Below are 12,820 nucleotides of genomic sequence, written 5' to 3'. Positions count from 1 at the left end.
AATGACATCTCAATATGATGTCTGGACAGCAATCTTAGTCCCTAAACTGGATTGTTATTCAGAGTCGTCCTTTATCCTCACCAATGAGTTATGGAACCTGAAATAACCTATGGAACTCTATTTATTTATGGCAATAGAGTAGGCTATTTAAAACCAAATAAGATTATTATTATGACACATAATCACATTGATGATATTGAGTTGGATCGGGCTGATAATAAGCAGTCTGAAAAATTTAAGGCAGCTAAGAAAAGCACGTTAGTGAGTGTTTTTGTCAATATCATTTTATCCATTTGGCAAATTACAGTGGGCTTTTTTTCACACTCTCAAGGTTTAATTGCCGATGGCATTCACTCACTCTCTGATCTTATTGCTGACTTTGTTGTTTTAATTGCCAATAAAGGTAGTCAGAAACAACCTGATGCTGATCATCCTTATGGGCATTTTCGTTATGAAAATGCGGCATCACTTATTCTTGGGACGATTTTATTAATTGTTGGTTTAGGAATGGTGTTTTCTGCCATTCATAAAATTTTAGATCCCTCTACTATTCCTGAAGTTCATAGTGTTGCTTTATATGTGGCTTTACTTGCATTAGCTGCTAAAGAAGGATTATTTCGCTATATGCTTGCTGTTGCAAAAAAAGTGGACTCAAATATGTTAGTCGCAAATGCTTGGCATGCGCGTTCTGATGCAGCTTCTTCATTAGTTGTTGCAATTGGTATTATCGGAAGTTTGGCTGGATTTAAATTTTTTGACCCATTAGCAGCATTAATTGTCGGATTATTTGTCGGTCGTATGGGATGGCGTTTTACTTATCAAGCTCTACAGGATTTAATGGACAGAGGGGCTGATAAAGAGACGCTGGAAGAGATTAAACAGATGCTGGTTTCAACACCAGGCGTGCAAGGCGTTCATGATTTAAAGACGCGTCGTTCAGGTGATTATTTACTCGTAGATGTACATCTTGAAATTAAAGGTGATCTCACCGTTAATGAAAGTCACGAGATTGTTGTTAATGCACGTAATAAGGTTTTGCAAAATAAACAGATCTTGAGTGTGATGGCTCACGTTGATCCTGCTTAAACTGATTTGCACATCTAATAAAAAAGGTAATGATAGATTTTCATTACCTTTTTTTGTATCTAAAAAAACGCTATTTACTATTTTAGAAATTGACGCAGTTTTCTTTTACGTGATCACTTAGCGCCGCAATCAGATTATCTACTGCACATTCAGCCATCGCATAGCGAGTCTCTTTTGTTGCAGAGCCTATATGTGGAACAGCAACGACATTCTTCATCGTTAATAAAGGTGAAGATGAAGATAGAGGTTCTTTTTCAAAAACATCAAGTCCAGCACCTGCGATCTCTTTTTGTTCTAATGCATGGATTAGTGCCAATTCGTCCACCACAGCTCCGCGCCCTGCATTAATTAAATAAGCGTCAGGTTTCATCATCGAAAATTGTTTCTGTCCCATTAAATGATGCGTTTCTGGTGTTAATGGTAACGTGATACAGACGAAATCAGATTGCTGTAATAAGGTCTCTAAAGTGCAATGCTTTGCAGTAAATTTATCATTTACTTCTGTATATTCTGTACGTGAGTGATAAAGAATATTCATATTAAAACCAAAGTGTGCGCGCTGTGCTAAAGCTTTTCCTATTCGCCCCATTCCAATAATACCCATGGTTTTATGATGAACATCAGTACCATACCAATCAGGTGTGATACCTTTAATCCATAAGCCTTGTTTAATATTATCAGCAAGTTCAGGAATGCGTCTTGCTACGGCAAGTACTAATCCCATCATGGTATCTGCGACGGTGTCTGTTAATACGGTTGGAGTATGCATTAGTTTAATATTACGTTTAGTGAGTGCATTAACGTCAACATTGTCATAGCCAACAGAAACCGTTGAAACGGCTTTTAAATGAGGTGCTTGGTTAATAAAATTTTCATCGATGTTGCCACCAGCACCTAGTAATCCAGAGGCATTGGCAAGTGCTGAACGAAAATCATTAGAGTCTAAAGAGAGCGTTTTAAATTGTTTGATATCAGCAAAATCAGCTAATTTTTTGTACAGTTTTTCAGGAAGATCTTGATATAGCACGACAATCGGTTTCATTATATTTTCCTTATATACTCGTCATACTTCAAACCACAGCGTTGTTGACTTGGTTCACTCGCATTAGTCACATACTAATGTATGCTCCTAGCGACTCATTTACTTGTCGCCTAGCTGTGCCTTGAATTATTTAGAGTATCTATTTAATCATTAGAATATCTATTTAATCATTAGAATATCTATTTAATAAGATGTTTATAGCATTTACTCAAGTAGATGTAGTGTAGGCTCATTTTTCGTAGAATTATTGAGAGTGTTCTTACTACGCTTAAACATATTAGCGAGGAAGTTAATAAGGTATGATAAAACCCATTGAATGTCAGTTTTATCATATAATTAGCGCATTAAATGAGATGTAATCGTTTACTTTTAATGTGTGTTATTTTTAGTGTTAAGGCGAGATATAGTGTTACTTATTCTATTGAATTACTGTAATACAATTCTAAATTAGGATGTTGTATAAAAATTTAAAGCGCACAAAAAGAGTGTAAACGTTTACACTAAATGTCGGTTTGATCACGAAATGATTTTGTTGATCTTGCTAAACTCTGTGTCAGTGAACAGAAACCGTCTTGCGCTTTTCCTTTGAATCAAAAGAGGTGAATGTGGAAATATTAGTGACAGGTGGTATGGGATATATCGGTAGTCATACTTGCGTACAAATGATTGAAGCAGGCATGACACCGATTATTTACGATAATCTTAGCAATGCGAATGAAGAAGTACTTAATCGTGTTGAAGCCCTAACAGGTAAACGCCCTCTGTTTTATAACGGTGATATTCGTGATGAGCAGCTATTAGCATCAATTTTTGCTAAGCATTCTATTCAGTCTGTTATTCATTTCGCGGGATTAAAAGCGGTTGGTGAATCCGTCCAGAAGCCAATTGAATATTATGACAACAATGTTAATGGCACATTGGTGCTCGTACGTTGTATGCGTGATGCGGGCGTAAAAAGCATTATTTTTAGCTCATCTGCAACTGTTTATGGTGATCCGCAAGCGGTTCCTATCACTGAAGATTCGCCAGTAGGGGGCACGACTAACCCTTATGGCACCAGTAAATATATGGTTGAGCGCATTTTATCTGACTTATTTATTGCTGATGAAAGTTGGTCTATTAGTTTGTTGCGTTATTTTAACCCAGTAGGGGCGCATCCATCAGGTACGATGGGGGAAGATCCTAAAGGTATTCCAAATAACTTAACCCCTTATATTGCTCAAGTGGCAATTGGTCGTCGTGAACAAGTGGCTGTTTTTGGCGATGATTACCCAACAAAAGACGGTACCGGTGTTCGTGATTATATCCATGTTATGGATCTGGCAGATGGTCATATCGCAGCATTAAATGCATTAGGTAAAAAAGCGGGCTTACATATTTATAATTTGGGAACAGGTAACGGTACTAGCGTGATTGAAATGATTGAAGCATTTCGTAAAGCTAGCGGTAAACCTATTCCTTATCAATTACAAGCTCGTCGTCCTGGTGATATTGCAGAATGTTGGTCAAGCCCTGCAAAAGCAGAGAAAGATTTACACTGGAAAGCCATTCGTTCAATTGATGATATGGCTGCGGATGCTTGGCGTTGGCAGTTACAAAACCCAAATGGTTATCTGAAATAAGACGTAAAGTATTCAGATAATCTTGAATAAATAAGAGAGAAGGCTATGTCGAAACTGATTTTTGATCCTGTTGAACATCCTCATCGTCGTTATAATCCGCTAACTGGCCAGTGGATTTTAGTTTCACCACATAGAGCGAAACGACCTTGGAATGGCAAAGATGAAAAGCCTCAGATTGCGACACTTCCCTCTTATGATCCTCACTGTTATTTGTGTCCAAATAACACCCGTGTCTCTGGCGATAAAAATCCAGATTACACAGGAACGTATGTCTTTAATAATGACCATTCTGCGTTGTTGCAAGACGAATATCATATTGAGCCTTCATCAAATCCTTTATTTCAAACTCAAGCAGTAAGAGGAATTAGTCGAGTTGTCTGTTTCTCACCTGATCATGGAAAAACTATTCCTGAATTATCCGTCAGTAGCTTACGTAAAATCGTTGATACTTGGGATAATCAAATAGAAGAACTCAGCAAAGAATATCTTTGGGTTCAAGTATTTGAGAATAAAGGCGAAACGATGGGATGTTCTCAACCTCATCCTCATGGGCAAATTTGGGCGAGTGATTTTTTACCTAATGAATTAGCGCGAAAAGATGCGCAATTAAAAGCTTATTTTGAAAAATACGGGCGCAATCTATTAATCGATTATGTCGATGCTGAATGTAAAGATGCAAGTCGTACCGTAGTTGAAACTGAGCATTGGCTGGCGGTAGTACCTTATTGGGCTTCTTGGCCTTATGAAACGATGTTATTACCTAAAGCGCATATTCGAAGAATGAGTGAATTAAATAGTGCTCAGCGAGATGATCTTGCTATTGCAATGAAAAAATTAACAAGTCGTTATGATAATTTATTCCACTGTTCTTTCCCTTATTCAATGGGATGGCATTTTGCGCCTTCTTTTGAAGATGATAGAAATATCGATCATTGGCAATTACATGCGCTTTATTATCCGCCATTATTACGTTCAGCCACTGTGCGTAAATTTATGGTGGGATATGAAATGCTGGCAGAATCGCAAAGAGATCTAACGCCAGAACAAGCCGCGAATAATTTACGTCAAGTAAGTGACATTCATTATAAAGAGCAACGTTAATGGCCATGCAATATAGCAAGGTATTTTAATTAATCTGCTTTTTGCGCACGAAATAAATTAAATCAAGCATCTTATTATTTACATAATGATGTGGTGGGTTTTTTATACTCCTCATCCTTCAAGTTGCAGAGGTATTGGCTACGCTCAGCTACCCGAATCACATACATGAGCATTCTCATCGGGATATCTTTGCTTGCCGCCTACCTGCAACTCAAATGATTTAGAATATATTACTTAATTTTAAGCTAAGGATTTATTATGCAGGCACTTATTAATAATGTGACTCGTTCATTTTCATCTATTTTTGGTTACGCACCTACACATTTTATTCAAGCGCCTGGTAGGGTAAATCTTATTGGCGAACACACTGATTATAATGATGGGTTTGTTTTACCTTGTGCAATTAACTATCAAATGGTCGTTGCCGCAGCAAAACGAGAAGATAATATTATTCGTGTCATTGCTGTTGATTACCAAAATGAAGTTGATGAATTTAGCCTCGATAATACCATTGAGTTTTTACCTAATAAAATGTGGGCTAACTACGTTCGGGGTGTTATTCATTTTCTACAACAAGATAACTATTCTTTTCATGGTATGGATATTGCGATATCCGGAAATGTCCCTCAAGGCGCAGGGTTAAGTTCTTCTGCTGCGTTAGAAGTCGCCATTGGTCAAACGCTTAAAACACTTTATCAATTACCTATTAGCCAAAAAGAGATTGCATTAAATGGTCAAAAAGCAGAAAACCAATTTGTTGGTTGTAACTGCGGCATTATGGATCAGCTTATTTCGGCTTGTGGTGAAGAGAATCATGCACTATTAATTGATTGTCGTTCATTAGAAACGTCGGCAGTGACAATGCCCGAAAATATGGTTGTGATGATTATCAATACTAATAAAAAGCGTGGGTTAGTTGATAGTGAGTACAATACTCGTCGCCAACAGTGTGAAGAAGCCGCTCAGATTTTAAATGTGACTGCATTAAGAGATGCCACATTAGAGGATCTACTTGCAAAAAAAGCATTAATGAGCGACGTGGTTTATCGTCGGGCACGCCATGTTATTACTGAAAATAGCCGTACATTAGAAGCGGCTGACGCCTTGCGTGAAGGTGATTTAACAACATTGAGTCAACTGATGATGCAATCACATCACTCAATGCGTGATGATTTTGAAATTACAGTCAAAGAGGTTGATTCATTGGTTGAAATTGTGAAATCGGTGATTGGTGATCGTGGTGGTGTAAGAATGACTGGTGGTGGATTTGGCGGTTGTGTCGTAGCATTAGTGACACCAGATTTAGTTGATAAAGTCATTGACTCTGTTAAGGCGCAATACGAAGCTAAAACGGGATTAAAAGAAACTATCTATGTCTGCTCTGCAAGCCAAGGAGCGGGCTATTCGGAGGCAAAATAATGGCGACTAATGAGCTTCGTTTTCTTGAACCTGAACAAATGACAGCACAACCCGCATCAGATGGAAAACCTGCGCAAATAGTAGTGCTTAAAAATCGTTTTGGTATGTCTATCTCTTTAATGGATATTGGTGCGACTTGGTTAACCTGTATTGTACCAGTTAATGGATATCGTCGAGATGTGTTATTAGGCTCGGCGGATATGAATGCCCATAAACAACAAACCGCGTATTTAGGTGCAACGGTTGGGCGTTTTGCTAATCGCATTGCAGGGGCAAAGTTTGTATTAGAGGGGCAAGAATATAAAATTAGTGCGAATGAAGGTAAAAATACCTTACATGGTGGTAAGCAAAACTTTAGCCATCTTCGCTGGGGGATCACCGCGCAATCTTCTCAATCTGTCACTTTTTCACTAATTTCAAATGATGGTGACCAAGGTTTTCCCGGCACTGTAAAAGTAAGCGTGACCTATACACTGACAGATAATAATGAAGTGTGTATTGATTATCAGGCGATGAGTGATAAAACGACACCATTAAGTTTAACTAATCATGCTTATTTCAATCTTGCGGGTGAACATACTGCGCGCACTGCACTTGAGCATGATTTAAAAATCTGTGCGACTCATTATTTAAAAAATGGTAAAGGCAATATTCCTACAGGTGAGTTTGCAAGCGTCATAGGGACAGGGTTTGATTTTCGTAAATTAAAGCGTGTTGGCCTTGATTTTATGGCAGGTGAGTGCCAAAAAGCCGCAAATGGTTACGATCATGCGTTTATTTTAGATAAGAAAGCGATTGATGATAAAACCCCTGTTGCGACGGTGATTGCTCCTGAAGGCGAACTTAAAATGGATGTTTTTACAACCATGCCTTCTGTGCAGTTCTATACAGGTAACTTTCTGGTAGGAACAAGAGGAAAGAGTCGTCATTACGGCAATTACTCAGGGTTGGCATTAGAAACACAATATTTCCCAGATGGTCCTAATCATCCAGAATGGCATGAAAACCAAGGTATTTTACCTGCAAATACTTCGTGGAATAGCCAAACAATCTATAAGTTTTATTCGTAACAACAAAAGGAAAGTGTAAACGCTTTCCTTTTCACTATTTATTTGATCTTTTTACTTTTTAAATTTCCCTTCTTCGCTGATAATCAAGCCACTTAAATTCTATTACTCTCTTTTTTCTTTGTTTGTAGATTAACGGTTCGTTATTTCTTAACCATGAATAAAGGTGATCCATAAGGGGTGGATATGGCGACTATCAAAGATGTAGCGAAAGAAGCGGGTGTTTCTGTCGCGACTGTATCTAGAGTCATTAATAACTCGCCGAAAGCAAGTCAGACATCTATTGAAACCGTTAATGCTGCGATGCAAAAGCTAGGCTATCGACCTAATGCAGCAGCAAGGGCTTTGGTTAGCCAAAGTACGCAAACTTTGGGTGTTTTAGTGCATGACGTTTCTGATCCCTTTTTTGGTACACTCGTTAAAGCGGTTGATAACGTTGCAAGACAATCAGGGAAACACATCTTGGTCTGTAATGGTTATCATGATGCTCAAGATGAGCGACAATCTATCGAGTTATTGATTAATAGTCGCTGTGATGGTCTGGTGATCCATTCAAAAGCACTCTCTGATGAAGAGTTGCTGGCTTATGCTCAAGAAGTTAAAAGCATGGTATTGATTAACCGTTTTATTCCTGAAATTGCCGAACGTTGTGTCGCTTTAGATAATTATAAAGGGGCATGGATGGCAACAGAGCATCTTATTCGCCAAGGTCATACTAAAATCGCATATATTTCATCTACTCATCATATTGAAGATACAACTCAGCGTCTTGCTGGTTATAAAGCTGCTTTAGATGCTAATAATATCTCATTGCCAGAAAGCTATATTGAGTATGGTGAGCCTGAAGGTGAAGGCGGTGAAAAAGCAATGATGCATCTACTAACGAAATCTATCGATTTTACAGCCGTAGTGACTTACAACGATTTTATGGCCGCTGGGGCTTTATCTGTTCTTGATGAAAATGAAATCCCTGTGCCTGAAAAAATCTCAGTTATTGGCTTTGATGACGTATTAATTGCACGCTATATTCACCCTCGTTTAACCACGGTGCGTTATCCCGTACAAATGATGGCAGAACAAGCCGCAACACTCGCTATCAGGCTTTCTAAAGGTGAAGTGCTTGAACAAAAACAACGTATTTTTTCGCCAACATTAGTTCAACGTAATTCCGTTTTTAATCTTAGTCACCTCTCTTAATTACCTCATTTGCTTTTTAATTTAATCGATCCTCTTAATGGTTTTTACATTAAGAGGTCATACTTAATTAATTTGTGTAATCGTTATCATTTGTAGGGTTTTTTCAACGATTATTTTAATATCTGAAATTTATAAAATAAAACTATCATCGTATTTTAAGCTTAAATTTTGCTTTGCTCGTTATGCTAATTGTTCGTTTTCCTGTTTTATGATCCATTTACGTAACATAAGCGATAAATTTGTGAACAGAGTAACGGAAAAAGATTGTGAAAACGTTTACATTAAAATCCTATTCTCTCTATGGGTCTGAAAGGAAAATATTATGCATACAGAAGGTGTTGGGTTAAGCACAATAGACTATGCAATTTTTGCCCTCTATGTCGTCATCATTATTAGTCTAGGATTATGGGTTTCTCGTTCAAAGGATGGTGAGAAAAAAGGAACAAAGGACTATTTCTTAGCAGGTAAAACCCTTCCTTGGTGGGCTATTGGTTCTTCGCTTATTGCTGCTAATATTTCAGCAGAACAATTCATTGGTATGTCTGGTTCTGGTTTTTCCATTGGTCTTGCTATCGCTTCTTATGAATGGATGGCTGCACTGACATTAATTATTGTTGCTAAATACTTTTTACCTGTTTTTATCGAAAAAGGTATTTATACCATTCCAGAATTTGTCGAGAATCGTTTTAAAAGCCGTAACTTAAAAACCATTCTTGCCGTATTCTGGCTGGCATTATTTATCTTTGTTAACTTAACATCGGTACTATATTTAGGTTCATTGGCATTAGAAACCATCCTTGGTGTACCAATGATGTATGCCATTATTGGTTTAGCATTATTTGCTGTTGTCTATTCACTCTATGGCGGACTCTCTGCTGTTGCGTGGACAGACGTGGTACAAGTATTTTTCCTTATCCTTGGTGGCTTATTTACCACTGTATTAGCAGTCAGCTATATCGGTGGAGATGGCGGGATTATGGAAGGTTTGAGCAAAATGACACAAGCCGCACCTGATCACTTTAAAATGATCTTAGAAAAAGATAATCCGCAGTTTATGAACTTGCCGGGTATCGCGGTGCTGATTGGTGGCTTATGGGTGGCTAACCTTTATTATTGGGGCTTTAACCAATACATTATTCAGCGTGCTTTAGCAGCTAAATCCATTAATGAAGCACAAAAAGGGTTAGTGTTTGCTGCATTCTTAAAACTGATAGTGCCTGTTCTTGTGGTTGTGCCGGGTATTGCTGCATTTGTTATTACGACTAACCCTGAATTAATGGCAGGTTTAGGTACAATGGCACAACAGCATATTCCAACGTTATCACAAGCAGATAAAGCTTATCCTTGGTTAACTCAGTTCTTACCAGTAGGTGCAAAAGGTGTTGTTTTTGCTGCACTTGCCGCTGCAATAGTTTCATCTTTGGCATCTATGCTTAACTCTATCGCGACTATTTTCACGATGGATATCTATAAAGAGTATATTGGGCCAAAAGCTTCTGAAACCCGTTTAGTGAACGTGGGTCGTATTAGTGCAGTTGTTGCTTTAATTATTGCTTGCTTTATTGCACCATTATTAGGTGGTATCGATCAGGCATTCCAATATATTCAAGAATATACAGGCTTAGTCAGCCCAGGAATTTTAGCGGTATTCCTGTTAGGTTTGTTCTGGAAAAAAACGAATGCAAAAGGCGCAATCATTGGTGTGGTTTTATCTATACCGTTTGCATTATTTCTAAAATTAATGCCATTAGGTATGCCATTCCTTGATCAAATGATGTACACCTTTATGTTTACTACTGTTGTGATTGCTTTAGTGAGTTTAACCTCGACTAAAACTGATGACAGTGTAGGGGCGATTGCATTAACAGATAAAACCTTTAAAACACAAAGCGGATTCAATATTGCTTCTTACGCCATTATGGTCATTTTGTGTGTGCTTTACGCCGTATTCTGGTAATAGCAAGAGTGTAATTTGTTAATTTTCTAAATCTAAAAATACCCTACAAAACGATACAAAGCAGATGGTTATGCCATCTGCTTTTTTTGTGCTCAAGATCCGCTATTTCTGTACTTAATCGGAATAGCACTAATTTGCTTTGATGCAGATTAAAAAAAAACACTAAATATGAAAAGAAAATCATTCTCATGAATATTTGATTAAGATAATATTAATCATTCTCATTACCATAACCGTTATTAATTCAGGGAACTGCTATGAACTTTAAAATGGGTGTTTTAACAGCCTGTATTTTATCTGCCTCTTATCCGCTGTATGCACAAGAAAACAAAGAAGAAAAACTTGTAGTATCAGCATCAGGGTTTGCTCAACAAATTACAGATGCACCAGCAAGTATCACCGTGATCAGCAAAGAACAACTCGCTAAAAAACCCGTTCATGATTTAGCCGACGCCGTAAAAGGTGTTGAAGGTGTTAGCATTAATGGTAATGCTAATAAACAAGAAATCACCATGCGTGGTTTACCGGGTGACTACACCCTTATTCTTGTTGATGGTCGTCGCCAAAATAGCCGTGAGTCACGTCCTAATGGGAGTGGTGGTTATGAAGGTGGTTTTATTCCACCAGCAGAGGCGATTGAACGTATAGAAGTTATTCGTGGACCAATGTCATCTCTGTATGGTTCAGATGCAATGGGTGGTGTTATCAATATCATCACGAAACCAGTAACAAAAGAGTGGCATGGCTCTGTTGCACTTGGCGGTACATTGCAACATAACCGTGATGCAGGCGATTCCATTAATGGTGATTTTTATCTTTCAGGACCTTTAATTGAAGATAAATTAGGCTTACAGCTTTATGGCAGTAGCTATTTACGTGCTGAAGATAAAATCACTTATGGCCAAGGTCGTAATGACAATAAAAATATTACGGCAAAATTGGCTTTCACACCGACTGATAATCAAACCATTTTATTAGAAGCGGGTCGCAATACGTTACAACGTACAACGACACCAGGTAAATCCATGAGTGAATTTACTATCCGTGGTGGAAAAGCGGATGAAAATAAAATGCTGGAAACCAATAATGACCGTAATCACTGGGCATTAACCTATAAAAATCAGTTTGATATTCTGCATTCAGAATTAAGTGTTTATCAAGAACAGACTAAACGCATCACCAAAACAGAAATGATTGATAAGGTGACAAAAGAGCGCGAGAAGTATTATGAAGATCGCCGCCCTGAAATTACCAATACTGTTTTTGATGCGAAATTTACTGCATTCTTGCCTGATAACGTGATGACTTTTGGTGGTCAATATCAATATTCACGTTTAAAAGATGAATCATCCACTGGCTCTGGTATTAAACAATCCACCATTACCGCAGATCAAAAAGCGTTATTCCTTGAAGATGAATATAGCGTAACAGACAACCTCGCATTAACTGGCGGTGTGCGTCTTGATGATCACGAATATTACGGTAATCACTGGAGCCCAAGAGCGTACGCCGTTTATCATTTAACGGATGAATTCACCTTAAAAGGTGGTGTAGCTAAAGCCTTTAAAGCACCAAGCTTACGTGAAATTAGCCCAGAATATGGCACTTCAACAGAGAAAGGTCGCGCGATTATGTACGGTAATCGTGATTTAAAACCTGAAACGTCTGTTAGCCAAGAAATTGGTATTGGCTATGATAATGGAGATGGTGTTACTGCAAGTGTGACGTTCTTTAATACTGATTTTAAAGATAAGCTAACTAACTACGATACAGGCGAAATAGACCCAATTACGGGTTTAAAACTGTATCAATACGATAATGTCGGTAAAGCGAATATTAAAGGGATTGAAACCGCGGTTGGTTTCCCAATTACAGAAAGTTGGCATGTCAATGCAAACTACACTTATATCGATTCAGAACGTAAAAGTGATGATGAAAAATTAGCATCAGGTGAATCCTTAAAAGGCTATCCATTAGATTTAACACCAAAACACAGCGCCAATGCACGAGTTGATTGGCAGTTTGACGAAGCAACCAGTTTTTATGCCAATACCGCTTATACTGGTAAGCAAGTTTGGGCGGCACAACGTAATGGTTACACTGGGGCACGTTATCGTAGTGGGTACACAACCTTTGATTTAGGAATGACCTACAACTTTAATAAAAACACGATGTTTAATTTTGCAGTATTAAATATTACAGATGAAACAGGTCCTGCTGTAAATGATAAAGGCGGCAACTGGGTTGTCGATGAAGGTCGTCGTTATTGGGCAAATATTAAATATAGCTTCTAATCGAGCCTAAATTTAAATAAACCCCGTTAAGTATG

9 protein-coding genes are annotated in these 12,820 nt (G+C 38.0%); 8 read left to right on the top strand and 1 reads right to left on the bottom strand.

Features of this window, described 5'->3' with window-relative positions; translation table 11 throughout:
* Window positions 1-171: 171 nt before the first annotated feature.
* The gene (locus JEP36_RS02985) at window positions 172-1,086 is read left to right on the top strand and encodes a cation diffusion facilitator family transporter (RefSeq protein ID WP_109371479.1); all 915 of its coding nucleotides are present in this window, start codon (window positions 172-174) and stop codon (window positions 1,084-1,086) included.
* A gap of 82 nt (window positions 1,087-1,168) precedes the next feature.
* Here JEP36_RS02985 and ghrB read toward each other — a convergent pair whose 3' ends face one another.
* Window positions 1,169-2,128: a glyoxylate/hydroxypyruvate reductase GhrB gene (ghrB, locus tag JEP36_RS02980; RefSeq protein WP_198620785.1), complete on the bottom strand. Its 960-nt coding sequence runs from the start codon at window positions 2,126-2,128 to the stop codon at window positions 1,169-1,171.
* A gap of 605 nt (window positions 2,129-2,733) precedes the next feature.
* Between ghrB and galE the strand changes: the two genes are divergently transcribed.
* The 7 genes from galE (at window position 2,734) to JEP36_RS02945 (ending at window position 12,785) form a co-directional block, all read left to right on the top strand.
* Window positions 2,734-3,750 carry a UDP-glucose 4-epimerase GalE gene (gene galE / locus JEP36_RS02975; protein ID WP_198620784.1) on the top strand — a complete coding sequence of 339 codons (1,017 nt, stop codon included), beginning with the start codon at window positions 2,734-2,736 and terminating at the stop codon, window positions 3,748-3,750.
* Window positions 3,751-3,795: 45 nt separating this feature from the next.
* Complete coding sequence (locus JEP36_RS02970; protein ID WP_198629860.1) at window positions 3,796-4,851, top strand: UDP-glucose--hexose-1-phosphate uridylyltransferase; 1,056 nt, start codon at window positions 3,796-3,798, stop codon at window positions 4,849-4,851.
* Between the two features lie 258 nt (window positions 4,852-5,109).
* Window positions 5,110-6,270: a galactokinase gene (galK, locus tag JEP36_RS02965; protein ID WP_198620782.1), complete on the top strand. Its 1,161-nt coding sequence runs from the start codon at window positions 5,110-5,112 to the stop codon at window positions 6,268-6,270.
* Window positions 6,270-7,340, top strand: a complete 1,071-nt coding sequence (gene galM / locus JEP36_RS02960) for a galactose-1-epimerase (RefSeq protein ID WP_198629859.1) — start codon at window positions 6,270-6,272, stop codon at window positions 7,338-7,340. The genes galK and galM overlap by 1 nt, the downstream gene beginning before the upstream one ends.
* Window positions 7,341-7,523: 183 nt before the next feature.
* On the top strand, window positions 7,524-8,534 hold the full coding sequence (locus JEP36_RS02955) for a substrate-binding domain-containing protein (protein WP_198620780.1): 1,011 nt from the start codon (window positions 7,524-7,526) through the stop codon (window positions 8,532-8,534).
* Window positions 8,535-8,856: 322 nt separating this feature from the next.
* Entirely contained in the window at window positions 8,857-10,491 is a 1,635-nt protein-coding gene (locus JEP36_RS02950) for a sodium/sugar symporter (protein ID WP_198629858.1), read from the top strand.
* 257 nt (window positions 10,492-10,748) lie between these two features.
* Window positions 10,749-12,785 (top strand): IreA family TonB-dependent siderophore receptor, encoded by a 2,037-nt coding sequence (locus JEP36_RS02945; protein ID WP_198620778.1) that lies wholly within the window; start codon window positions 10,749-10,751, stop codon window positions 12,783-12,785.
* Window positions 12,786-12,820: the final 35 nt, after the last annotated feature.

This window comes from Proteus sp. PR00208 (genome assembly GCF_016238545.1).
Taxonomy (GTDB): domain Bacteria; phylum Pseudomonadota; class Gammaproteobacteria; order Enterobacterales; family Enterobacteriaceae; genus Proteus.
The sequence above is the reverse complement of the archived record's forward strand: the minus strand, read 5'-3'. Positions and strand labels throughout refer to the sequence as shown.